The sequence below is a fragment of the Micromonospora sp. C41 genome (assembly GCF_018070485.1).
Classification (GTDB): Bacteria; Actinomycetota; Actinomycetes; order Mycobacteriales; family Micromonosporaceae; genus Micromonospora; species Micromonospora chalcea.
In genome coordinates this window covers 1-24296 of record NZ_JAGPXP010000053.1, presented here as the reverse complement: position 1 = coordinate 24296, position 24296 = coordinate 1, and the positions used below count along the sequence as shown (strand labels likewise).

21 protein-coding genes are annotated in these 24296 nt (G+C 73.2%); 6 read left to right on the top strand and 15 right to left on the bottom strand.

The genetic code is table 11. The annotated features are described in order from the left end of the window. From KBX43_RS30440 to KBX43_RS30430, 3 genes are all read left to right on the top strand, one after another. Nucleotides 1–1772, top strand: a 1772-nt coding sequence (locus KBX43_RS30440) for an LPXTG cell wall anchor domain-containing protein (RefSeq protein WP_210888519.1), incomplete at its 5' end; no start/stop codon positions are given. Between the two features lie 83 nt (nt 1773–1855). Beyond that, complete coding sequence (locus KBX43_RS30435) at nt 1856–2266, top strand: hypothetical protein (RefSeq protein ID WP_013477142.1); 411 nt, start codon at nt 1856–1858, stop codon at nt 2264–2266. 7 nt (nt 2267–2273) lie between these two features. Beyond that, nucleotides 2274–3317 (top strand): polyprenyl synthetase family protein, encoded by a 1044-nt coding sequence (locus tag KBX43_RS30430; RefSeq protein WP_210888517.1) that lies wholly within the window; start codon nt 2274–2276, stop codon nt 3315–3317. On the opposite strand, the gene KBX43_RS30425 is transcribed toward KBX43_RS30430, so the two are convergent. The 8 genes from KBX43_RS30425 to KBX43_RS30390 form a co-directional block, all read right to left on the bottom strand. Further along, nucleotides 3314–4282, bottom strand: a complete 969-nt coding sequence (locus KBX43_RS30425; RefSeq protein ID WP_210888515.1) for an acetylxylan esterase — start codon at nt 4280–4282, stop codon at nt 3314–3316. The genes KBX43_RS30430 and KBX43_RS30425 overlap by 4 nt on opposite strands. Continuing rightward, nucleotides 4273–4962 carry an N-acetylmannosamine-6-phosphate 2-epimerase gene (locus KBX43_RS30420; RefSeq protein ID WP_210888513.1) on the bottom strand — a complete coding sequence of 230 codons (690 nt, stop codon included), beginning with the start codon at nt 4960–4962 and terminating at the stop codon, nt 4273–4275. The genes KBX43_RS30425 and KBX43_RS30420 overlap by 10 nt, the downstream gene beginning before the upstream one ends. Then, entirely contained in the window at nt 4959–5888 is a 930-nt protein-coding gene (locus KBX43_RS30415) for an ROK family protein (RefSeq protein ID WP_210888511.1), read from the bottom strand. Before KBX43_RS30415 ends, KBX43_RS30420 begins: the two co-directional genes overlap by 4 nt. A 2-nt stretch (nt 5889–5890) precedes the next feature. Then, nucleotides 5891–6829, bottom strand: coding sequence for a dihydrodipicolinate synthase family protein (locus KBX43_RS30410; protein WP_069090135.1), 939 nt, complete (start codon nt 6827–6829; stop codon nt 5891–5893). Next, complete coding sequence (locus KBX43_RS30405) at nt 6826–7893, bottom strand: ABC transporter ATP-binding protein (protein ID WP_210888509.1); 1068 nt, start codon at nt 7891–7893, stop codon at nt 6826–6828. The genes KBX43_RS30410 and KBX43_RS30405 overlap by 4 nt, the downstream gene beginning before the upstream one ends. Continuing rightward, the gene (locus KBX43_RS30400) at nt 7890–9848 is read right to left on the bottom strand and encodes a dipeptide/oligopeptide/nickel ABC transporter permease/ATP-binding protein (protein ID WP_210888507.1); all 1959 of its coding nucleotides are present in this window, start codon (nt 9846–9848) and stop codon (nt 7890–7892) included. The genes KBX43_RS30405 and KBX43_RS30400 overlap by 4 nt, the downstream gene beginning before the upstream one ends. Next, the gene (locus tag KBX43_RS30395) at nt 9848–10804 is read right to left on the bottom strand and encodes an ABC transporter permease (RefSeq protein WP_064446265.1); all 957 of its coding nucleotides are present in this window, start codon (nt 10802–10804) and stop codon (nt 9848–9850) included. The genes KBX43_RS30400 and KBX43_RS30395 overlap by 1 nt, the downstream gene beginning before the upstream one ends. A gap of 101 nt (nt 10805–10905) precedes the next feature. After that, entirely contained in the window at nt 10906–12528 is a 1623-nt protein-coding gene (locus tag KBX43_RS30390) for an ABC transporter substrate-binding protein (RefSeq protein WP_210888505.1), read from the bottom strand. Between the two features lie 137 nt (nt 12529–12665). Here KBX43_RS30390 and KBX43_RS30385 point away from each other — a divergent pair, with 137 nt between their 5' ends. Next, complete coding sequence (locus KBX43_RS30385) at nt 12666–13397, top strand: FadR/GntR family transcriptional regulator (RefSeq protein ID WP_104114786.1); 732 nt, start codon at nt 12666–12668, stop codon at nt 13395–13397. A gap of 187 nt (nt 13398–13584) precedes the next feature. Next, nucleotides 13585–15336, top strand: coding sequence for an exo-alpha-sialidase (locus KBX43_RS30380; RefSeq protein ID WP_210888503.1), 1752 nt, complete (start codon nt 13585–13587; stop codon nt 15334–15336). Nucleotides 15337–15379: 43 nt separating this feature from the next. Here the strand turns inward: KBX43_RS30380 and KBX43_RS30375 are convergent, their stop codons facing one another. Genes KBX43_RS30375 through KBX43_RS30345 form a run of 7 tightly spaced genes read right to left on the bottom strand, consistent with a single transcriptional unit; the run spans nt 15380 to nt 23124 of the window. Beyond that, nucleotides 15380–16972, bottom strand: a complete 1593-nt coding sequence (locus KBX43_RS30375) for an amidohydrolase (RefSeq protein ID WP_210888501.1) — start codon at nt 16970–16972, stop codon at nt 15380–15382. Nucleotides 16973–17003: 31 nt separating this feature from the next. Further along, the gene (gene mnhG / locus KBX43_RS30370) at nt 17004–17402 is read right to left on the bottom strand and encodes a monovalent cation/H(+) antiporter subunit G (protein WP_069090130.1); all 399 of its coding nucleotides are present in this window, start codon (nt 17400–17402) and stop codon (nt 17004–17006) included. Then, on the bottom strand, nt 17399–17662 hold the full coding sequence (locus tag KBX43_RS30365) for a monovalent cation/H+ antiporter complex subunit F (protein ID WP_043324755.1): 264 nt from the start codon (nt 17660–17662) through the stop codon (nt 17399–17401). Before KBX43_RS30365 ends, mnhG begins: the two co-directional genes overlap by 4 nt. Beyond that, complete coding sequence (locus tag KBX43_RS30360) at nt 17659–18261, bottom strand: Na+/H+ antiporter subunit E (RefSeq protein WP_064446268.1); 603 nt, start codon at nt 18259–18261, stop codon at nt 17659–17661. The genes KBX43_RS30365 and KBX43_RS30360 overlap by 4 nt, the downstream gene beginning before the upstream one ends. Beyond that, nucleotides 18258–19829 carry a Na+/H+ antiporter subunit D gene (locus KBX43_RS30355; protein WP_064446269.1) on the bottom strand — a complete coding sequence of 524 codons (1572 nt, stop codon included), beginning with the start codon at nt 19827–19829 and terminating at the stop codon, nt 18258–18260. The genes KBX43_RS30360 and KBX43_RS30355 overlap by 4 nt, the downstream gene beginning before the upstream one ends. Further along, nucleotides 19826–20293 carry a Na(+)/H(+) antiporter subunit C gene (locus tag KBX43_RS30350; protein ID WP_043324758.1) on the bottom strand — a complete coding sequence of 156 codons (468 nt, stop codon included), beginning with the start codon at nt 20291–20293 and terminating at the stop codon, nt 19826–19828. The genes KBX43_RS30355 and KBX43_RS30350 overlap by 4 nt, the downstream gene beginning before the upstream one ends. After that, a complete protein-coding gene (locus KBX43_RS30345; RefSeq protein WP_210888499.1) occupies nt 20290–23124 on the bottom strand; it encodes a Na+/H+ antiporter subunit A in 2835 nt (944 codons plus the stop codon). Before KBX43_RS30345 ends, KBX43_RS30350 begins: the two co-directional genes overlap by 4 nt. A gap of 178 nt (nt 23125–23302) precedes the next feature. Here KBX43_RS30345 and KBX43_RS30340 point away from each other — a divergent pair. Beyond that, nucleotides 23303–24296, top strand: a 994-nt coding sequence (locus tag KBX43_RS30340) for a SpoIIE family protein phosphatase (RefSeq protein ID WP_210888521.1), incomplete at its 3' end; no start/stop codon positions are given.

The following is a 24296-nucleotide window of genomic DNA, read 5'->3' as shown; positions in this document are numbered from 1 at the left end:
ACCCGCCCGGCTCCGCCACGCTCCAGGTCATCCCCACCGTCGACCTGGCCGTGACGAAGACGGCGAGCCCGAACCCGTACGTGCCGGGCGCACCGCTGACGTACACCGTCACGGTCACCAACGGCGGGCCGTCCGACGCCGTCGGCGCCACTGTGACCGATCCCCTGCCGGCGCCCGGGTTCACCTGGACCTGCGCGGCGTCCACCGGCAGCACGTGCACCGCCTCCGGCACCGGGGACATCAGCGACACCGTGACCGTGCTCGCGGGCGGGACGCTCACGTACACGGTCAGCGGGACCGTGCCGTCGAGCACCACCGGCGACCTCACGAACACCGCGACGGTCACCCCACCCGACGGGGTCTCCGACCCCGGCTGCACGCCCACCTGCACCGCGACGGTGGTGACCCCGGCGGCACCCGCCGTCGACCTGGCCGTCACCAAGACGGCAACCCCTGACCCGTACATGCCGGGGGCGTCGCTGACGTACACGGTCACCGTCACCAACGGCGGCCCGTCCGACGCCGTCGGCGCCACAGTCACGGACACGCCCCCGCTGCCCGGCTTCACCTGGACCTGTGAGGCGTCCACCGGCAGCACCTGCACCGCCGCCGGCACCGGCGACATCGACGACACCGTCACCGTCCTCGCCGGCGGCACGCTCACCTACACGATCAGCGGGACCGTGCCCGCAGGCACCACCGGCGACCTCACCAACACCACCACCGTGACCCCGCCCGAGGGTGTCTCCGATCCCGGCTGCACGCCGAACTGCACGGCGACGGTCGTGACCCCGGGCCGGCCGACCGTCGACCTGGCGGTGACCAAGACGGCCACGCCGAATCCGTACGTGCCGGGTACTTCCCTGACGTACACGGTCACCGTCACCAACGGCGGGCCGTCCGACGCCGTCGGCGCCACCGTCACCGATCCCCTGCCGCTGCCCGGCTTCACCTGGACCTGCGCGGCGTCCACCGGCAGCACCTGCGCCGCCGCCGGCACCGGCGACATCGACGACACGGTGACCGTGCTCGCGGGCGGAACCCTGACCTACACGATCAGCGGGACCGTGCCCGCAGGCACCACCGGAGACCTCACCAACACCGCCACCGTCACCCCGCCCGAGGGCGCCACCGATCCCGGCTGCACACCGAACTGCACCGCGACCGTGGTGACCCCGGCGGCTCCGACTGTCGACCTGGCGGTGACCAAGACGGCCACGCCGAACCCGTACGTGCCGGGTACTCCCCTGACCTACACGGTCACCGTCACCAACGGCGGGCCCTCCGACGCCGTCGGCACCACAGTCACCGACCCGCTGCCGCTGCCCGGCTTCACCTGGACGTGTGAGGCGTCCACCGGCAGCACCTGCACCGCCTCGGGCAACGGGGACATCAACGACACCGTCACCGTCCTCGCGGGCGGCACGCTCACCTACACGATCACCGGAACCGTGCCCGCAGACACCACCGGAGACCTCACGAACACCACCACCGTCACACCACCCGAAGGCGCCACCGACCCGGACTGTACGCCGAACTGCTCGGCGACCGTGGTCGTCGCCGGGCCGGTGCAGCCCACCCCGACACCGCCGACACCGGAACCGCCCACACCGAAGCCGCCCAAGCCGGGGCCGCACAAGCCGATCCCGCCGTTGCCGGTGACCGGCAGTGGCACGACGGTCATCACCTCGGTCGGGCTCGCCGCAGTGGCCCTCGGCGTACTCCTGGTCGCCGGTCTGGTCCTGACCCGGCGCTCGCGCCGACACCCCTGACCCCCACCTGCGGTCATTACCGTCAGTCACCATCGCGACACATGCCTAGCCCGTCGGCCGGAGCCGGGTGGAGACTCCGCCGCATGGAGAACGTGGAGCGTGAGCGCACGAACGAGCGCTTCGAGAAGGTGGCCGAGGAGACCTCGGAGACCGTGACCCACGCGGCCACGGTGCTGGAGGAGGAACTCGCGGCGGGGCTGGCCGGCGCCCGGCGGCTCGAGGAGAAGCTGACCGAGAGCCGCCGGGTCGACCCGGAGGCGTTCGACGAACTCGTCGCGCGGGTCCGCACCGACGGGCACGCCCTGATCGACACTGTGGTCGGGCAGCTGAAGATGGCCGACGACCAGCGCGGTGAGGTGATCCGGCGGTACACGTCGGACGCGCACGACGCGCTGGACACCGTACTCAATCTGGCGCGGCTGGCCCCCGAGGTCGCAAACGGGCTCGCGGACCGGCTGGCGTCGCCGGCCCCGAAGCGGCCGACGGACCGGTAGCCGCGCGATGGCGCCGACCGCCGGGGTGGCCGGCGGGCACGTGGAACGGATGCTGGAGCGCTATCGCGGGCTGGCCCTCGGCGCGCTGCTCGACGACGTGCCCGACGGCGGCCCGCGCTACCTCTACGACCTGGTCGCGGAGTACCCGCGCCGGTGGGGCAAGGGGCTACGCGCCGCGCTGTGCCTGGCCACGTGCCGGGCGTTCGGCGGCGGCGACGCGGTGGGCCTCAACGCCGCGGTGACAGTGGAGCTGTTCCACAACGCCTTCCTCATCCACGACGACATCCAGGACGAAAGCGAGCAGCGGCGCGGCGGGCGGACGCTGCACGCCGAGTACGGCGTGGGCGTGGCGCTGAACGTCGGCAACATGACGAACCTGCTGGCGTTGCGGCGGCTGGCCGCGAACCGGGCGGCGCTCGGCTCCGGGATCGCGTGGCGGCTGTTCACCGAGACCGAGCTGATGATGCGCCACTCGCTGGAGGGGCAGGCGCTCGAGATCGGCTGGATCCGCGACAACGTGTGCGACCTGGACGCGGACGACTACTACCGGATGTGCCTGAAGAAGACGTCCTGGTACACGTGCATCTACCCGTGCCGCACCGGCGTCCTCGTGGCGACCGGCCGGGAGAACGCCGTCGACGTGCTGGATCGGTACGGCTGGTATCTGGGCGCGGCGTTCCAGATCCAGGACGACGCGCTCAACCTCACCGGCGACTACGCCCGCTACGGCAAGGAGATCGCCGGTGACCTGTGGGAGGGCAAGCGCACGCTGATCCTGATCGACTTCATGCGGCGGTGCACACCGGAGGAACGTGAACGGCTCGTGCGGTTGCTGAGCCGTACCCGCGCGCAGCGCACCGACGCCGAGGTGCGCTGGCTGCACGGGCGGCTGCTCGCGTACGACTGTGTGGAGTCGGCGCGGCGCAGCGCCCGGGATCTCGCGCTGGCGGCCCGGCGTGAGGGTGAGCGGGCGCTGGGCGCCGCCGCCGACACCGAGGACGGCCGTTTCCTGCTGGAGCTGACCGACTACGTGGTGGAACGGGCCCGTTAGCCGCCCAGGATGCCGCGCAGCCAGGTGAGCTGTTCGCGCTGGTGTGCTGCCTCGCCGCCCTCGTGGTCGTTGAACTCGTACACCCGCACGTCCTTGTCGCCGCCGTAGCGGTGGTAGGCGGCGAAGCAGGTCGACGGCGGGCAGACCTGATCACGCAGGGCGATGGAGAACAGCGCCGGCGCGGTGGCGCGCGGCGCGAGCACTGCGGCGTCCAGGTAGGACAGCGTGCGGAACACCTGGTCGGCGCGGTCGCGGTGCAGCGCGAGGTACTCGACGACCTCGGCGTATGGGCTGTCCGGCCCGGCGACGCGCACGCCCCGGCGGATGTCGCACAGGAACGGCACGTCCGGCATGACGGCCACGACGTCCGGGCACAACGCGCCGACGGCGAGTGCGAGGCCGCCGCCCTGACTGAAGCCGGTCACCGCCACCCGCGCCGGGTCGACGGCCGGGTGCCGCCGGGCGGCCTCGGCGAACCGGACCGCGTCGGTGATGAGCCGCCGGTAGTAGTGCTCCGCCGGGTCGGCGACGCCCCGGGTGAGGAAGCCGGGCACGGTGCCGGCCGGGTAGGGGTGCGGGTCGGGCGTGCCGCCGGTGGCGGCGCTCCACCCCTGGCCCCGGCTGTCCATGATCAGGTGCGCGAAACCGGCCGCCGCCCAGAACAGCTTCTCGTGCGGCAGGCCGCGGCCCCGGCCGTAGCCGAGGTACTCGACCACGCAGGGCAGCGGCCCGTCGGCACCGGCGGGCAGGTGCAGCCATCCGCGTACCGGCTCACCGCCGAAACCGGGGATCGTGACCGCGTACGTCCGGATCTGGGTCAGCCCGGTGTCGACCGGCTCGTAGACCGCCGCCGGGTCGCCGCCGCCGTCGAGCGTGCGCGCCCAGAATCCGTCCAGGTCCGCCGGCACGTCCAGCTCCGGCCGGTACGCGAGGCAGCCGGCCAGGTCGAGGTCGGTCAGCGGCACGACGCGGCCTCCCGTACGGCGGACGCGAACCAGCCGGTGATGGTGCTCGGGTGGGTGATGGCGGTGCCGACCACCACCGTCCACGCGCCCGCCCGCAGCGCCTGCGCGGCCTGCTCCGGGGTGTGGATGCGTCCCTCGGCGACCACCGGGACGTCGACCGCGGCGGCGAGCCGGGCGACCAGGTCCAGGTCCGGCCCGTCGCCCTTGGTGGTGTACGCGGTGTACCCGGAGAGCGTGGTGCCGACCAGGTCGGCGCCGGCAGCGGCGGCGGCGATGCCCTCGTCGAACGTGGAGCAGTCGGCCATCACCAGCGCGCCGGTGCGCTCGTGCACGGCGGCGATCGTCTCGGCGAGCGTACGGCCGTCGGGGCGGGGCCGGGACGTGCCGTCGAGCGCGACGACGTGCGCCCCGGCGTCGGCGACGGCCAGCGCGTGTTCGAGCGTCGGGGTGATGAAGACGTCGTCGTCGCCGTCCTTCCAGAGCCCGATCAGCGGCAGGTCCACCGCCGCGCGGATGGCCGCGATGTCCGCCAGTCCCTGCGCGCGGATGCCGGCGGCGCCGCCGCGGGCGGTGGCGAGCGCGACCCGGCGCATGGTGTCCGGGTCGCGCATGGGCTCACCCGGGTACGCCTGGCAGGAGACCACCAGGCGGTGGCGGAACTGGTCGACGAGGGAGTTCATGAGACCTTCCAGGCGAGCGAGGCGGCGCCGAGCAGCGGCGCGTCGGGGCCGAGGGTGGAGGCGAGGACCGGCACGCCGGCCAGGCCGGGCAGCGTCTCGGCGGGCACCGCGTCACGCAGCGCCCGCCACCACGGCTCGCCGAGGCCGGTGACGCCGCCGCCGATCACCACGGCGGCGGGGTCGAGCACGTTGACCAGGCCGCCGACGGCGGACCCGACGGCCGTGCCGCCGAGCCGGACGACGTCGCGGGCCGTCTCGTCGCCACCTGCCGCGAGCGCGGCGACGGCCCGCAGGTCGGCCACCGGGCGGCCGGTACGCCGGACGTACTCGGCGGTGAGCGCGGGCCCGGCGGCGATCGCCTCCAGGTGCCCGCGCCCGCCGCAGGTGCAGGGCAGCGTTCCGGCGTACGCCGACGGCTGGTGCCCGGCGTGCCCGGCCGCGCTGTGCGCACCGGCGAGCACTGTGTCGCCGAGGACGAACGACGCCCCGACGCCGGTGCCCACGGCGACGTAGAGCACCGTGTCGTACCCGGCCGCGACGCCGTGACGCGCCTCGCCCAGCGCGTGGGCGTGCACGTCGTTGACCACGGTGACCGGCACACCGAGACGCCGAGCCAGGTCGCCGCGCAGGTCCGTGCCGGCCCACCCGGTCAGCACGTCGGTGGCGGACAGCACCAGGCCGGAACCGCTGTCGATGACGCCGGCGCTGCCGACGCCGAGCGCCCGTACGACACCCGGCGCGTCCGCCCGCAGCTTCTCGACCAGGCCGGCGGCGGTGTCGAGCACCGCGGCGGCGCCGGAGCGGCCAGGTGTCGGCGCGCTGTGCCGGCCGACGACCTCGCCGGAGGCGGTGACCAGCGCGGCTATGGTCTTGGTGCCGCCGATGTCGAGCGCGGCGACCAGACCGGTCGTGCTCACCTCGGGCATGGTCAGAGCAGCCCGGCCAGTTCCAGCTGGGTACGCACGCGGCCCGTCTCGGCGTCGTCCAGCGGCCGCAGCGGCAGCGACACCGCGTTGCCGGCGATGACGCCGAGCAGGGACAGCGCGGTCTTGAACGCGCCGACGCCCCGGGTGGCGCCCGCCGAGGTGGCCGGGTCGGCCGCGTCGACGATGCGGAACAACCGGGTCAGGCGGTCCTGTTCCCGGCGGGCCGCGGCCCAGTCGCCGGCCACGCAGGCGCGGTGCAGCCGCACGTATCCGGCCGGGTCCACGTTGCCCAGTCCGGGCACCGAGCCGGAGCCACCGGCGAGCATCATCGCGTCGACCACGACCTCGTGGCCGGTGAGCAGGCTGAAGTCGCGCTCCGGCGCGTGCTCGGCGATGGCGAGCGCCAGCTGGCGGAACGCCACGTCGTCGCCGCTGGAGTCCTTGACGCCGGCCAGCACGCCCTCGGCGGCGAGGCGGGTCAGCAGGTCGACGGAGAGCTTGCTGTGCACGCAGACCGGGATGTCGTACGCCAGCAGCGGAAGCTCGACCGCCGCGGCGACGGCGCGGAAGTGCCGCTCGATCTCGTGCGGGCCGACGATGGCGTAGAACGGGGCGGTCACGACGAGGCCGTCCGCGCCCAGCCGGGTGGACGCCTCGGCCCGCTCCACGACCCGGCGGGTGGTGGGTTCGATGCAGCCGGCGAGGACCGGCACGGCGCCGCCGGCGGTCTTGACGATGGTCTCCAGCGCGAGGTCCCGCTGCCGGTCGGTGAGGAAGACCGTCTCGCCGGAGCTGCCGAGGGCGAAGATGCCGTCGACGCCGGCGTCGAGCAGCCACTCGACCAGCCGTTCCAGGGAGTGGACGTCGACCTCGCCCTCTTCGGTCAGGGGGGTGACGGCCGGCGGCACGACTCCGGCGAACCGCGGGGCTGGGGTGGTCACAGGTTCTCCTCGACAGACTCAGTTGTGGTGCGGCCGGTCGCCGAGGTGGCGAGCGCGACCAGTTCGGTGTTGGCGGTGCCGGCGGGCACCGGGTGGTGGCAGCGGAACTCGTGGCCCGCGCCCTCGGCGGGGCGCGGCGCGGGCATGTCCACGGCGCAGCCGTCGGTGGCGGCCCAGCAGCGGGTCCGGAACGGGCAGCCGCTCGGCGGCCGGGTCGCCGACGGGACCGGGCCGACCAGCGGAATGGGCTCGATCGGTGAGAGCAGGCCCGGCGTGGCCGAGAACAAGGCCCGGGTGTACGGGTGCCGGCCGCCCTCGGGCAGCAGGTCGGCGGGGGTCTGCTCGACGATGCGGCCCAGGTACATGGTGACGACCCGGTCGCTGACCCGCTTGACGGTCTGGATGTCGTGCGACACCAGCACCATGGCCAGGCCGAGCCGGTCCTTGAGGTCCAGCAGCAGGTTGAGGATCTGCGCGCGGACCGACACGTCGAGCGCGCTGGTCGGCTCGTCGGCGATGACCAGCCCCGGTTCCAGGGCCAGCGCGCGGGCGATGGACACCCGCTGGCGCTGGCCGCCGGAGAGCTGGCTGGGCAGCACGTCGGCGACCGAGCGGGGCAGGCCGACCAGGGCCATCAGCTCGGTCACCCGCTGCTCGCGCTGCTGCCGGGTGCCCCGGCGGTGCACGTCGAGCGGGTCGCGCAGGATGTCGCGTACCGGCATCCGGCGGTTCAGTGAGGTGGCCGGGTCCTGGAAGATCATGCCGACGCCGGCGCCGATGTGCTCGCGCCGTTCGGTGGCGGTCATCGACCACACGTCCTTGCCGGCGAAGGACACCGTGCCGGCGGTCGGCCGTTGTAGGCCGACGAGCACCTTGGCGAGGGTGGACTTGCCGCAGCCGGACTCGCCGACGATGCCGACCGTCTCGCCGGCCCGGATGGCCAGGTCGGCGCCGGTGAGCGCGTAGACCTTCTCCCGGCTGAACATGCCGCCGCCGCGTGCGGCGTGCACCACGTGCACATCGCTCAGCTCGGCGATCGGCCGGTGCTCGGCGGTGGCGCTCATCGGGCCGGCTCCTTCTCGCTGACCGTGACGGCGGGGTGGTGGCAGGCGTACCCGTGGCCGTCCGTGCCCGCCATGGTGGGCGCGGTGTCCCGGCAGATCTCGGTCGCCATCGGGCAGCGGTCGGAGAACCGGCAACCCTTCGGGAAGTCGGCCGGTGAGGGCACCACGCCGCGGATCTGGGTGAGCCGTTCCGCGCCGGTCTCCAGGGACAGGACCGAGCCGAGGAGGCCGCGGGCGTAGTGGTGGGCGGGCGCCTCCATCACGTCGGCGGTCACGCCGGTCTCCACGATCTGCCCGCCGTACATCACCACGACCCGGTCGCAGACGTCGCTGACCAGGGCGAGGTCGTGGCTGACCAGGATGAGGGCGAAGCCGAGCCGCTCGCGCAGCTCCAGCAGCAGCGCCATCACCTGGGCCTGCACGGTGACGTCGAGCGCTGTGGTCGGCTCGTCCGCGATGATCAGCTTCGGGTCGCGGGACAGCGCCATGGCGATCACGACGCGCTGCCGCTGCCCGCCGGACAGCTCGTGCGGGTACGCGGCGAGCGTGCGCCGCGGGTCCAGCCCGACCAGCCGCATCAGTTCCTCGGCCGAGCGGGTGCCGCCGCGGCGGATCATCTGGGCGAGTTGGGCGCCGACGCGCAGCGCCGGGTTCAGCGCCGACAGCGCGTCCTGGTAGACCATGGCGATCTCGCGGCCCATCAGGGCGCGGCGGCCCTTGGCGTTGAGTTTCAGCAGGTCCGTGTCCTGGAAGCGGATCTCGCCGCGTACCCGGGTGCCCTGCGGCAGCAGACCCATGACGGCGAGGACGCTCAGCGACTTGCCGGAGCCGGACTCCCCCACCAGGCCGACGACCTCGCCGGGGCGTACGTCGAAGGTGAGCCCGTCGACGATGTCGACGCCGAGGTGGCGGCCCTCGAAGCCGATGGACAGGTCGCTGACCTGAAGGACCGGCTTGCCCTGCGGCAGCGGGCGGGCGCGCTCACGCAGCCGCTGCGCCGCCTCGGCCAGGCCGGGCAGCCCGACCACCTCGCCGGTGCCGGGCTGCGCCTGCTCCAGCGCGTCACCGCTGGTGGTGGACGTGGCGCGGCGCGCGGCCGGGGCGGCCCAGGCGTCGGACATGCCCTCGGAGAGCACGTTGAGCGCCAGCACGGTGAGCAGGATCAGCAGGCCGGGGAAGAATGTGGCCCACCAGCCGCCGATCTGCACCATCTCCTTGCCGAAGGCGATGACCGAGCCCCACGAGGAGGCCGCCTCCTGCGGGGCGAGGCCGCCGCCGATGAAGGACAGGGACGCCTCGAAGACGATCGCGTCGGCCACCATGACGGTGACGAAGACGAGGATCGGGGCGGCGCAGTTGCGCAGGACGTGCCGCCAGAGGATGTGCGGGCGGCGGGCGCCGATGATGCGCTCGGCGGCCACGTAGTCCTCGCCGTACTGGGACAGCACGTTGGCGCGGACGATGCGCGCGACCGAGGGGGTGAACACGAACCCGATCGCGATGACGAGGACCAGCAGGCTGTTCTTGCCGAACGAGATGATCAGCAGCGCGGAGAGCACGATCGTGGGGAAGGCCATGACCACGTCGAGGCAGCGCATGATGATCTCGTCGACGACGGTGCGGCTGCTGCCGGCGAGCGCGCCGAGGATCGCGCCGAGCACCAGCGCGATGCCGGCCGCGCCGAAACCGACGATCAGGGAGCGCCGGGTGCCGGCGACCAGCCGGGAGAAGACGTCGCGGCCGAGTTTGTCCAGGCCGAACCAGAAGTCGCCGTTCGGGCCGGTCAGCGCCGGTCCGAGGCCGGTCTGGGTGGGGTCGTGGCGCAGCAGCAGCGGGGCGAGCACGCCGACCACGACGATGAGCGCGACGAAGCCGAGCGCGAACCGGGCCGCGAGACCGAGCCGGGCGAAGGCCATGCCGGGGCGGGACAGCCGCGTGGTGAGGGACCGGCGCATCAGTGGCCTCCGCGCAGTCGGGGGTTGGCGAAGAGGTAGAGGATGTCGACGACCAGGTTCACCAGGACGAAGCACAGCGCGATGGTGAGCACGGTGCCCTGGGCGAGCGCGGTGTCGTTCTGCTGGACGGCGCTCATGATCTGGGTGCCCATGCCGGGCAGCGAGAAGATGGCCTCGATGACGACGGTGCCGCCGATGAGGTAGCCGATCCGCAGGCCGAGCGCGGTGAGCGGGTTGACCAGCGCGTTGCGCAGCACGTTGCGGCCGATCACCACGCGCGGTGGCAGTCCGGCGCCGACGGCGGTGCGGACGTAGTCCTTGTCGAGTTCCTCGACCATCGACGTGCGGACGATGCGGGCCAGCGAGCAGCCGACCGGTACGGCCAGCGCCAGCGCGGGCAGCGCGAGGGACTGCAGCCAGAGGCCGACCGAGTCGGCGGGGTTGACGTATCCGCCGGTCGGGAAGATCGGGCGGCGGACCGAGAACTCCTGGATGAACAGCAGGGCCAGCCAGAACGACGGCGTGGCGATGCCGGCCATGGAGACGATCCGGATGACCTGGTCGGGCCAGCGGTCCCGGTACAGGGCGGCCGGGATGCCGAGGGCCAGCGCGATGACCAGCGCGCCGACGACGCCGAGCGCGGTGAGCTGGATGGTCAGCGGCAACGCCATGGCGATCTTCTCGGCGACCGGGACCGACGGCGGGAACGTCATGCCGAGGTCACCGCGGACGAGGTCGCCGAGGAAGTGCAGGTAGCGCAGCGGCAGCGGGTCGTTCAGCCCGTTCGCGGCGCGGAACGCCTCGACCTGCGCCGGCGTGGCCTGGTCGCCGAGGACGGACAGCGCCGGGTCGATCGGGGAGAACTGCATGATCACGAAGACGAAGAGCGTGATGCCCAGCACCAGGGGGATCAGCGTCAGGAATCGTCGTGCGACCAGGTTCAGGACGGTCAGCATGGATTCTCTTTCTCGTGGCGGGGCGCCGGGGCGTCCCGCCCGGCCGCACGGGTCACGTGCGGCCGGACGGGACGGAGGCGGGGGCGGAGCCCCGAGTGGGCTCAGCCGGTCCGGCCGGTGCCCAGGAAGTACAGGCCGGTGGTCGAGGCGCCCGAGAAGCCGTCGAGCTTGGCCGGGTCGTACGCGGTGACGACCTTGGTGTGCAGGATCGGGTAGAGCGGGGCGTCGTCCGCCACCATGTCCAGGGCCTGCTTCCACAGCGCCTTGCGGGCCGCCTCGTCGGAGGTCTGCGCGGCCTTGTCCAGCAGGTCGCCCATGGCCTTGCGGTTGGCGTCGCTCCAGCGGTAACGCTGGCCCGGCCAGGTCTCGCCGAAGTAGTACCAGCGCATCAGCAGGTCGGTGTCGACGCCGAAGACGCTCGGGTCACCGGTGGCCATGAGCACCCGGAACGTGTCCTTGGGGACGATGTCGCCGTAGATGGCCGAGGACGGCACGGTGTTGAGCGTGGCGTTGACGCCGACCTTCTTCCACTGCTCGATGACCAGCGGGGCGACGTCCTTGACCACCGAGTTGTCGGTGGTGTCGAGCCGGAACGACAGGTTGGTGACGCCGGCCTCCTGGAGCAGGGCCTTGGCCTTGTCCGGGTTGTAGTCGTAGACGGTGGCGGCCTTCTGGTACGCCTTGTTGCCCTCGTCGAGGTAGCTGGTCGCCGGGCTGCCGTAGCCGTTGAGCGCGGTCTTGATGACCGCGTCCTTGTCGATGGCGTAGTGCAGGGCCTGGCGGACGCGCTTGTCGCTGAACGGCGCGGCGGCGTTGTTGAACATGAGGAAGACCTGGTTGAAGGCCTGCTTCACGTCGATCGTGTACTTGTCCTTGAGCGAGTCGACGTTCAGGTACGGCACGGCCTCGATGGCCTGCACGCGGCCGCCCTGCAGGTCCGACACCCGGGCCGACGCCTCGGTGGTGGTGTTCCACGTCATCGTCTCGACCTTGGCCGGGCGCGGGCCGTTGTAGGTCTCGTTCTTGCTCAGCTTGATGCCGGATTCCTTGGACGCGCTGTCCACCTTGAACGGGCCGGACCCGATCGGCGCGGTGTCGAACGCCTTGGCCGCTGCCGCGTCACCGGTCTTGGCCTTGGGCACGACCTTGATGACCGAGATCCGCTCGCTGAACAGGGCGAACGGGTACTTCAGCTTGAACTCGACGGTGGCCGCGTCCTTGGCGGTGACGCTGTCGAGGAACGAGACGAAGCCCTGCATCAGCGGCGGCGCCTTCGGGTCCGCCGGCTTCAGCACGCGGGTGAACGACCAGGCGACGTCCTCGGCGGTGACGGGGGTGCCGTCGGAGAACTTCGCGCCGTCGCGCAGCGTCACGGTGTACGTGAGGCCGTCGGCGCCGGGCGTCGGGTCGCTCTTGGCCAGCGCGTTGTAGGGTTCCCGCGTGATCGGGTCGAGGTCCACGAGACCCTCGAAGACGTGCTGGTTGACGGCGGTCGCCACGGCGGAGGAGGCGTTGCCCGGGTCGAAACCGCTGGAGAGCGTGAACGCCAGGGTGGCCTCGATCGACGTGCCCGCCTTCCCGCCGCTGACCGCGTTGGTCGAGGCGGGACCGCCGCTGCAGGCCACCAGCCCGAGGGCGAGGGTCGCTCCGAGGGAGGCGACGGCCAGGGGGCGGACGCGGCGGCGCGGCACGCGCCAGCTCCGCGACTTACCGGTGGTGCTCACGTAGATGCCTCCATAGGCTCTTCATGCGCTCGCGTCGCCGCTCGCGCCGGGGATGTGAAGTGTAAGGTGTATGACGTCTGACGTCTGATGCCGGTAGGGTGAGGGTGTCAGATTCGGGAACGAAGGGCAAGGGGCAGATGACGACCATTGACGCCAGTCCGCTACGCGGCGCCGAGCGGCCGAGCCCTCGCCGGCAGGAGGTCGCCACCAGGATCAAGGAGTACATCCTGCGCAACCGCCTCAAGCCGGGCAACCTCCTGCCCACCGAGACGGAGCTGTGCGAGGCGGTCGGCGCCAGCCGCTCCAGCGTCCGCGAGGCCGTCAAGATCCTCTCCGCGCTCGACATCGTCGAGGTGCGCCACGGCCACGGCACGTTCGTCGGCCGGATGTCCCTCAACGCCCTGGTGGAGAGCCTGACGTTCCGAGGGCTGCTCAGCGGCGAGGACGACCACCACGTACTGGCCCAGGTCGTCGACATCCGGCAGACGCTGGAGCAGGGGCTGGCGGCCACCGTCATCGACGCCCTGGACGAGGAGCACCGGTCGGAGCTGTCCGCGCTCGCCGACGAGATGCGCAGCCGGGCGGCACAGGGCGAGGACTTCCTCGACGTCGACCGGGCCTTCCACCTGAAGCTGATGGAGCCACTCGGCAACGACCTGCTGGTCCAGCTGACCGAGGCGTTCTGGCAGGTGCAGGCCATCGTCGCGCCGACCCTGCGCACCGAGCCGGAGGACCGGGTCATCACCGCCCAGCGGCACCAGGCCATCGTGGCCGCCCTCACCGCCGGGGACGCGGCGGCGCTGCGCTCGGCCATCGCCGAGCACTACGCGCCCATCCGGGCGAGCATCGCCCGCGCCGCCCAGGCCTGACCCGGCGACCGGACACCGGCAGGCCGGCCGCGGACCGGCCGGCCTGCGCGCGCCCTTTGTGCACGGTCCACATCGTCCGATTCCTTGACGGGTCCCATCGATCGGCTTAGCGTACGTACCCAACATCGGACGTCCGACGTCTGATGCTATCGCTCCGATCCCCACCCCCGTCCGGAAGGAATCCCCCGTGCCCCCTGTCCGTGCGATACCACGCCGGGTGACCGCCGTACTGGCCGTCCTCCTCGGCCTGCTCACGGTGCTCCCCGCCACCCCGGCCCAGGCCGCCCCCGCCGGCGTGAGCGCCACCGTCGGCGCCGACTGCACCACCGGCCGGCTGCTCCTGCTTCTGGACAACCGCAGCACCACGGCACAGACGTACACAGTCACCTGGCCCGGCCGGTCCGGCTCGCCCTGGACCCGCACCGTCGCGGCCGGCAGCGGCGCCGAGCTGTACTGGACGCTGTCCCCCGGCACGCCGTACACGCTGCGCACGACGACCCCGACCGGCCTGGACGAGACCACCTCCGGCCTCTTCCACTGCGGCACCGGCATGTCCGCGCTCACCAGCTTCGACTGCACCAACGGCCGCCTGCAGCTCGCGCTGGAGAACCGCACCACGACCGCCCGGGACTTCACCGTCACGTGGCCCGGACGCACCGGCTCGCCGTGGACCCGCACCATCGCCGCCGGCGGCAACTACCTGCACTACTGGACCGTCGGCGCCGGCGCCCCGTACACGCTGCGGGTCACCGCCCCCGGCTTCGACACCACGCTGCGCGGCACCACCTCCTGCGACCTGGCCACCGGCAACCCGCAGATGACCAGCACCACGCTGCTCACCACGCAGACCGTGATCCGCGACCTCAACGGCACGGGCGGCCGGTACGACGGCACCGTCGCCTCGGTCCGCATCCCCGGCCTGGCCGTCACCAACAACGGCACCGTCATCGCCGTGGCCGACGCCCGGGTGAACGGCTCGTACGACCTCGGCGGCGGCACCAACAACATCCAGATCGTGATGATCCGCAGCACCGACGGCGGCCGCACCTTCGAGCAGCCCCGGGTCATCCACGCCCCGCCCACCACCAGCGAGGGCGTCGGCGACCCCAGCCTGCTCGTGGACCGCGCCACCGGCGTCGTCTACTGCTTCTTCACCTACTCCCCCAGGCCCGGCATCAGCTTCTGGTCCGGCGGCTCCGGCCTGAACACCGCCGACGACCCGAACAGCATGCACCTGCGCTACATCACCAGCCGGGACAACGGCGCCACCTGGAGCGCGCCCGTCGAGCTGAACCCGGCGGTCAAGGACCCCACCTGGCGGCAGGTGTTCTTCTCCTCCGGTCACGGCATCCAGACCAGCACCGGACGCCTGATCCAGCCGATCGCCTACCGGGACTCGGCCGGCACCAGCCACGCCGCGAACATCTACAGCGACGACAACGGCGCGACCTGGCGCCGTGGCGGATCCGCCGGCGGGAACATCAACGAGAGCAAGGCGATCGAGCGCGGCACCGGCGCGATCGTGCAGAACATGCGGCACAACTCGACCCGCAGCCGCTTCTACGCCACCTCCACCGACGGCGCCGCGACGTTCGGCGCGGCCACGGCCAGCACGCTGCTGACCGACCCGCTGTGCAACGCCGACGAGATGTCCTACCTGCGGCCCGCCGAGGTCGGCGCGAACCGGGCGCCGGTGCGGACCCGCACGGCCTTGTTCAGCAACAACGCGCACCCGAGCGCGCGCAACGACCTCACCGTACGGCTGTCCACCGACGACGGCGCGAGCTGGCCGGCGCGGGCACTGGTCAAGCCCGGCGGCGCCGGCTACTCGACGATGGCGGTGCTGGCCGACGGCACGGTCGGCAACCTGTACGAGGTGGGCGACACCGGCGGCATCTACTTCGCCCGGTTCAGCCTCGGCTGGGTGAAGGGCGCCTGAGAGCCGTGTCCCGCCCGGACAGCGGCGTCCGGGCGGGACACGGTCAGCGCTGCCAGCGCACCACGCCGCCGACCACGGTCAGCGCCACTGTCAGGTCCCGCAGTCGCGCCGGCTCCACCCGGTACGGGTCGGTGGGCAGCGCGATGAAGTCGGCGAGCATGCCGGGGCGCAGCCGCCCCTTCAGGTGCTCCTCGTAGGAGGCGTACGCGCCGGCCTCGGTGAAGCAGCGCAGCGCCGTGTCCAGGTCGAGCCGCTCGTGCGGGTCGACGCCGCCGGGCGGGGTCCCGTCGGGCTGCTGCCGGGTCACCGCGGCGTGCACGCCGAAGAACGGGTCGGGGTCCTCCACCGGGGCGTCCGACCCGAACGCCACGACGGCCCCGGCGTCGAGCAGGCTGCGCCAGGCGTACGAGGCGAGGTCCCGGCCGGCGAGCATCCGGCTGGTCAGCGGAATGTCGCTGGTGCAGTGGGTGGGCTGCATCGAGGCGATCACGCCGGAGCGGGCGAGCAACGGCACGTCCTCGGGCAGCAGGTGCTGCGTGTGCTCGATCCGGTGCCGCAGCCGCGCCGCCGGGCCGGGCCCGGCCGAATCGCGCCAGCGCGCGTACGCCCGCAGCACCATCCGGTTCGCCGCGTCGCCGATGGCGTGCGCCGCCACCGCGATGCCGGCCCCGGCGGCGGTGGCCAGCAGCCGCTCGAACTCCTCGGCCGGGGTGACGGCGATGCCGTGGTTGCCGGGCTCGCCGTCGTACGGCTCGCTCATCAGGCAGGTGTGCGAGCCGAGCGCGCCGTCGGTGAAGATCTTCACCGGGCCGGTGCTCAGCCACCGGTCCCCGTCGCCGGTGGCCCAGCCGCTGTCGATCGCCTCGTCCACCGCCGTGGCCGGGATCGTCTTGTGCACCCGCAGCGGCAGCTCGCCCCGGGCGTACAGCGTCTCGTAGGCGGCGCGGGCGTCCTGCCCGTCCAGGTCGTGGATGCCGGTCAGGCCGGCGGCGAGCAGCCGGGGCAGGTGGACGCGCAACTGCGCGACCAGGTCACCGGCGTGCGGGGAGCGCACCACCGCGTACGCCGCGTCGGCCGCCGCCTCGCGCAGGACGCCGGTCGGCTCACCGTGCTCGTCGCGTGCGATCTGCCCGCCGGGCGGGTCGGGGGTGGCGGCGTCGATGCCGAGGCGGGCCAGCGCGGCGCTGTTCACCCAGATGGTGTGGCCGTCGACGCTGGGCAGCGCGGCCGGGCGGTCCGGGCAGACCCGGTCCAGGTCGGTGCGGGTCGGCTGCGCCGGCCGGGTCCACCTGTTGCTGTCCCACCCGCCACCGAACAGCCAGGCGTCCGGCGGCAGCGTGGCGGCGTGCCGCGCGATCCGGGTCAGCGCCTCGTCCAGGCTCGCCGTGCCGCGCAGGTCCACCTGGTCCAGCCCGCGTACGTAGGACGCGGCGTGGATGTGACTGTCGATCAGCCCGGGCAGCACGGCCATCCCGCCGAGGTCGATCCGGCGCGCGCCGCCGCCGGCCCGGTCCCGGCACTCGGCGAGGTCGCCGACGGCGACGATCCGCTCGCCGCGGACCAGCATCGCCTCGGCGCGCGGGCGGGCCGGGTCGAGCGTGTGGATGCGGGCGTTCTCGTAGACCGTGCCGCTCATGGGCTCCCTGCCTCGACGCTGGGGCGGAGTCTCAGGACGTGCGGGCCGGCGACGTGTCCTGCGGCTCGCCGGCCCGGTCCGCCCGGATCCGGTCGATGTCGCCGGCCAACTCGTCGGTGATCAGCAGGTCCCGCCGGATGTCGTCGTGCGGATACGCGGTCCGCCCCACCATGTGCGCGGCGACCGGGGCGGTGGCGAGCTGGAACAGGCCCACCAGGACCAGCGTGGTGATGTCCACCCCGGTACGCAGCCGCAACGCGCAGCCGAGCAGCACCAGCAGCAGCCCGAGCACCTGCGGCTTGGCCGCCGCGTGCATCCGCGACAGCACGTCCGGGAAGCGGATCAGCGCGATGCCGGCGGCCAGGCAGAGCAGGGCGCCCGCGACCAGGCAGACGCCGGCGACGGTGTCCAGGATCGTGTCGAGCGTCATTTCGGGTTTCTCCGAGCCGCGAAGCGGGCGACGCTCACCGAGCCGACGAACCCGACCAGGGCGAGGACCACGAGCACCGGCAGCGCGGTGGCGTCCCGGCTGTACGCGGCCTCGGTGGCGATGGCCGCGACCGCGACGGCGAGCAGCACGTCGGTGGCGACGGCCCGGTCGAGGATCGACGGCCCACGGATGATGCGGACGAGGGTGAGCCCACCGGCCGCGACGAGCAGCGCGGTGACGATCACGGCGACGACGGTCACGTCGGTGCTCCTTCCAGCTCGACCGACCCGGACGGGCCGGTGGGTGCGGATCGACGGATCAGGTCCAGTTCCTCGGCCGAGCCGACGGCGGCGACGATGCGCCCCTCCAGTTCCAGCACGCTCTGCCGGAAGCGCTCCACCTCGTCGAGGCTGCGGATGCCGATGACGTGCACGTAGAGGGTGCCGGTACGCCGGTCGGCCTCCAGGATCAGGCTGCCCGGCACCAGCGACAGGGCTTCGGCGTTGAGGGTGAGGTTGAGGTCGGTGTTCACCCGCAGCGGCACCGCGATGATCGCCGAGTGCGGGTGTCTGGACCGGACGGCCAGCCAGGCGATCTGGACCGACGCGACCACCAGGTCGCGCAGGAAGCGGGCCAGGAATCTCAGCAGCGGCACCGGCCGGATCCGGCCGGCGAAGGTCACCGGGGGCAGCGGGAAGACCACGAGCAACACGGCGGCGACCACCAGTCCGCTTATCACGTTCGCCCAGCTGAAGGTGCCCCACAGCAGCACCCAGACGGTGACCAGGCCGGTCACGGCGATCGCGCGGTTGCGCCAGCGGTCACGGGGGGTCAGCGGCGCTTTCGGCTGACTGGTCACGGCGGTCCCTCCGGGAACACGGCCTCCACGTACGGGGCACGGCGCAGCAGGTCGTCGGCGGCGTCGGTGCTGATCTCGAACAGCGGCCCGGCCACCACTGTCAGCGCCAGACCGAGCACCACCAGGGCGGCGGTCGGCACCGTCATCAGCCGTGGCAGCACGGCCCCGGCCGGCGAGGCGCCCTCGTGCGGCTGCTCGGCGCCACCGGTGCGGGCCGCCCGGTCGGCGTCGCCGGGTTCCGGCATGTCCGGGTGCGGCGCCCGCCAGAACGCCAGGTTCCACACCCGGGCGATGGCGTAGAGGGTGAGCAGGCTGGTCAGCAGCCCGCCCGCGACGAGCGCCCAGGCCAGGAACCCGCCGTCGTCCACCCCGGCCTGCACGAGGCCGAGCTTGCCCAGGAACCCGGAGAACGGTGGGATGCCGGCCAGGTTGAGCGCCGGTACGAAGAACAGCAGCGCCAGCAGCGGTGACAGCCGGGCCAGCCCGCCGAGCCGGTCCAGCGCGGTGCTGCCGCCGCGTCGTTCGACCAGGCCGGCGGCGAGGAACAGCGTGGTCTGGATGGTGATGTGGTGCACCACGTAGAAGATCGCCGCGGACAGGCCGAGCGGGGTGGTCAGGCCGACCCCGAACAGCATGTAGCCGATGTGGCTGACCAGCGTGAACGACAGCAGTCGTTTGATGTCCGACTGGGCCACCGCGCCGAGGATGCCGACCACCATGGTCAACGCCGCTATCACCATGAGCAGGTCGGCGGTGCGTCCGCCGGGGAACAGCAGCGTCTCGGTGCGGATGATCGCGTACACGCCGACCTTGGTGAGCAGGCCGGCGAAGACGGCGGTCACCGGCGCGGGCGCGGTCGGGTAGCTGTCCGGCAACCACGCCGACAGCGGGAACACCGCCGCCTTGATCCCGAACGCGAGCAGCAGCATGCCCTGCAGGACCAGGCGCATGTCGTCGGGCAGCGCGTCCAGGCGGTCGGCGAGCTGGGCCAGGTTCAGCGTGCCGGTGGCGGAGTAGACCAGGCCGATCGCCACCAGGAAGATCAGCGACGAGAGCAGGCTGACCACGACGTACGTGGTGCCGGCCCGGATCCGCGTCTCGGTGCTGCCGAGCGTCAGCAGCACGTAGCTGGCGACCAGCAGGATCTCGAAGCCGACGTAGAGGTTGAACAGGTCGCCGGAGAGGAAGGCGTTGCACACGCCGGCGGTCAGCACGAGATAGGTCGGGTGGTAGACCGACAGCGGCGTCTCCTCGTTGCCGTCGGCCATACCCTGCCCGATGGAGTAGACGAGCACGCACAGGGTGACCGAGGCGGAGACCACGAGCATCAACGCGGCGAGCTGGTCGGCGACGAGCACGATGCCCATCGGCGCGACCCAGCCGCCCACCTCGACCACGAGCGGGCCGTCCAGCGACGACTGGACCAGGAGCAGTGCCGCCACGGCGACGGTGGCGGCGAGCACGACGATGCTGACCCAGCGCTGGGCGCGGGCCCGCCGGGCGAGCAGCAGCGTGAGGGCCGCGCCGAGCAGCGGCATCACCACCGGCAGCGGGACGAGCCAGGTCATCGGCCGCCCTCCGCCTCGGCCAGGACCCGAGCCTCGGGGCTGCCGTCCGCGGGGCCGCCGTCCGCGGTGTCGGCGTCGGCGGTGCCGGGGCCCTCGTCCCGGTCGGCCAGTTCCATGATGCGGCGGTCCTCGACGTCGTCCTGCACCTCGTCGTGGCCGTTGAGGTGCCAGCTGCGGTAGGCCAGGGCGAGCAGGAACGCGGTCATGCCGAGCGTGATCACGATCGCGGTCAGCACCATGGCCTGCGGCAGCGGGTCGGCCATGTCTTCCTGGGCGGAGGTGCCGACGATCGGCGGGCCGCCGGCCCGGCCGCCGGTGAGCAGCAGCAGGTTCGCGCCGTTGCCGAGCAGGATGACCCCCATCAGGACGCGGGTGAGGCTGCGTTCCAGCAGCAGTGTGACCCCGGTGGCGAACAGGACGCCGATCACCAGGATGTAGACCAGGTTGGGAATGTTCGGGCTCATACCAGCTCCTCTTCCCGTACGCCGGCCGGCTCGGTCTCCTGCTCGTCGTCCTCCTCCTGGCGGTCCATCTCGGCGCCCAGGCTGCGCAGGATGTCCAGCACCAGGCCGACCACGATGAGGTAGACGCCCACGTCGAAGAAGACGGACGTGACGAAGTGGACGTGGCCCAGCAGCGGCAGGTGGAAGTCGAGCGTCGCGCTCTGCAGGAACTCGCCGCCCAGCAGCATCGCGGCGACGCCGGTGCCGACCGCGACGAACAGTCCCGCGCCGAGCACGAAGCCGGCGTCCACCGGTGCGGCGCCGTTGAGTTCGGTACGCCCGCCCGCCAGATACCGCACCGCGAGCCCGAGACCGGCGACCAGCCCGGCGGCGAACCCGCCACCCGGCGCGTTGTGGCCGGAGAAGAGCAGGTAGATGGAGAACAGCAGGATGGCGTGGAAGAGCAGCCGGGTGACGACCTGGAGGATCACCGACTGCTGCCGGGACGTCGCGCCGCTGGTGAGCCAGCGCGGGCGCGACGACTGCTGCCGGCCGACGCCGGGGATGCCGCTGCGCAGGTCCAGGGCGCGGGTGCCGCGGAAGATCAGGCTGGCCACACCGGTGGCGGCCACCACCAGCACCGCGATCTCGCCCATCGTGTCCCAGGCCCGGATGTCGACGAGCGTCACGTTGACGACGTTCTTGCCGCCGCCGTAGGAGACCGCCTCGTCCGGGAAGCCGACCGAGATCGGCGTGGCGACCCGGCTGCCCGCCGCCACGTACGCCATGCCGGCGGTGACCACGCCGACGGCCACGCCGAGCGCCACGCGGAACTGCCGGGTGGCGCGGATCGGGCGGGCCGAGAACCGGCGCGGCAGGCGGCGCAGCACCAGCACGAACATCACGATCGTGACGGTCTCCACCAGGAACTGGGTGAGCGCCAGGTCCGGCGCCCCGTGCAGGATGAACAGCAGCGCCGTGCCGTAGCCGGTCACCCCGACCAGGATCATGGCGGTCAGCCGGCGGCGGGCGCGCGCGGCGACCAGCGCGGCGACCACGACGACCGCTCCCGCGACGGCCTGCAACGGGGTGTCCCAGAGCTGGAACCGCTGCGCCCAGGGCAGGCCGGCCAGCACCGCCCCGCCCGGCAGGATCACCAGCACCAGCAGGATGACGCCGAGGTAGAACGGCAGGGATCCGCGCTGGGTGGCGCCGGTGAGCTCCACCGCCGCGCGGTCGACCGCGCTCGCCAGCCGCTCGTAGCCGGTGGCGCCGTCGAAGGGCAGCCGCAGCAGGCGCGGGCGGCGGCGCTGCAGCAGCAGGAACAGCCCGACGCCGCCGGTGACGGCCAGCGCCGACAGGCCGAGCGCCGGCGTCAGGCCGTGCCACAGCGCGAGGTGGTAGCCGGGATCGGCGGTGGGGAACTGGTCGGCGTACGGGGCGAGCACCCGGTCCACCGCCGGAGCGGCGATCCCGACCACGAGGCCGGCGAGGGCGAGCACCGCCGCCGGGCCGAGGAAGGCCGGCTCGATCCGTTCGACAGGGGTGTCGGGCACGTCGGGCTTGGCGGCGAACGCGCCCCAGAGGAAACGCAACGTGTACGCGACGGTGAGCGCCGAACCGGCCACCACCCCGGCGAGTACCAGCAGCTCGACCGGCCCGCCGTGCAGGAACGCCTCCAGCGCTGCCTCTTTGGCCACGAATCCGAACAGCGGCGGCAGCCCGGCCATGGAGGCGGCGGCGAGCCCGGCGACCGCCGCGAGCACCGGCGCACGGCGGCCCAGCCCACTCAGCTCGCGCAGGTCCCGGGTGCCGGTGACGTGGTCGACGACGCCGACGACGAGGAAGAGGGTGGCTTTGAACAGGGCGTGCGCCAGCAGCATCGCGGCGCCGGCCAGCGCGGTGTCGCGGGTGCCCGCGCCGAGGATCACCATGAGCAGGCCGAGCTGGCTGACCGTGCCGTACGCCAGCAGCAGCTTGAGGTCGACCTGCCGCAGCGCCGTCCAGCCGCCGAGGAACAGCGTGATCAGGCCGCCGCCGAGCAGGATGGCGCGCCACACGGTGGCCTGGCCGACCGCCGGGCCCATCAGCGCGGCCAGGAACACGCCCGCCTTGACCATGGCGGCGGCGTGCAGGTAGGCGCTGACCGGCGTGGGCGCGGCCATCGCGCGCGGCAGCCAGAAGCTGAACGGGAAGATCGCCGACTTGCTCGTCACGCCGAGCAGGACGAGCACCAGCGCGGCGGTGAGGTATCCGTCCTCCGGCAGGTTCCCGGCGATCTCGGACCACCGGTACGAGCCGGCGTGCTGGCCGAGCATGACGAACCCGGCGAGCATCGCCAGGCCGCCCAGCGTGGTCACGAGCAGCGCCTGCATCGCGGCGCGCCGGCTGGCCCGCTTGGTGGGGTCGCTGCCGATCAGCAGGTACGAGAAGACCGTGGTCAGTTCCCAGAACACGTACAGCAGCAGCAGGTCGTCGGAGACCACCAGGCCGAGCATCGCGCCGGCGAACGCGACGAACACCGCGGCGAACCGGCCGAGGCTCGGGTCGTCGGAGTGGAAGTAGCGCGCGCTGTAGACGAGCACGAGGGCGCCGACGCCGCCGACGAGCAGCACCAGCAGCCAGGACAGCGTGCCCATCCGCAGCGCCAGGTCGAGGCCGAGCTGCGGCACCCAGGTGACCGTCTCGACGACCGGCCGGCCCGCGCGGACCTCCTCGGTGCGGGTCAGGGCCCAGACTCCCGCCGCGGCGGGAACGGCGGCGAGGACGTAGAGAGCGCGTCGACCGAGTAGGCGTACCAGCACGGGGGCGATCACGGCTGCGAGCGCATGGACCGCCACCAGAACCAGCACACACACTCCTCAAGATCGACGCTCGGTACGTCAACCCTAACTGGCCAGGCGGCACGACGGTATGTCGAGAGAATCACGCGCTCGTGTCGTGTCGTCCGGGTCCCGCACAGGGTAAGGAGTGAGGTTGGGTCTCGGCCGGTACGGCGGGGGCCCGGATAGGGTGGTGGGCGTGCTGCCGATGCGAGCCGCCCTGGCGGGCACCACCGGGAACGCGGTGCTGATGGGCGTCGCCGAGGTCGGCACCCCGATCGGCTGGGTGCTGCTGCCCGGCCTGCTCGGCGTCTCGGCCCGGCCCCGGGTGGCGGCACTGGTGTCGGCGTGGGCGGGCGTGCTGGTGGTGGCGTCGGTCCTCGTACCGGTGATCCCCGGCCACCGCAGCGACCCGCAGGCGCTGCTCGCCTCCACGCTCAGCCTGACCGCGGTGCCCCTGCTGGCGTGGGCCCGCCGACGGACCCGGACCGCGTCGGTGACGCGCGCCGCCGGGCCCACGGACGTCGCGGTCTTCACCGTGCCGGCCGGCCCGGGAAGCGCGGCGCTGGCGGTCTGCGGCTCGCCCGGCGAGATCGGCGCCGCCGTCCCGCTGCGCGGCGGCGGGCTTCTCGCCCTGGTCGGCACCGTCACCGGCGCCGCGCTGGACACGCCCGCCGGGCGGCGGGCGATCGAGCAGACGTTCCGCCGGCACGCCCGGCCGGCAGCGTCGCCGCAGCGCCTCGCCGGGGTGCTCGACCAGGCGGTACGCGACCTCGCCCCGGCGGGTCACCTGCGCGCCACGATCGTGCGTGTGGACCGGTCCGGCGCGGTGGAGGCGGCGCGCTGCGGCTCGCCCGACCTGATCACCGTCGCCGCAGACCGGGCCGCCCTCGCCGGAGTGCCGGCCGGTCCGGCGCTCGGGTCCACTCGACCGGCCGGGTCCCCTGCCCGGACTGGCTCTGCTGCCCGGGCCGGGTCCACTGCCCGGGCCGGATCCGCGTCACCGGGCGGGGGCGCGACGCCGGGCGGGGGCGCGACGCCGGGCGGGGGCGCGACGCCGTCGCCGGTCACCGGCCGGCGGGTCGCCGCGGTCGCCGCCGCGTTCGCCGACGCGCACGGCGAGCGCTGGGTGCGCGTACTCGATCAGGTGGCGGCCGACGACGACCCGGCGGGGGCGGCGCGGCGCCTGACCCGCGGCCCCC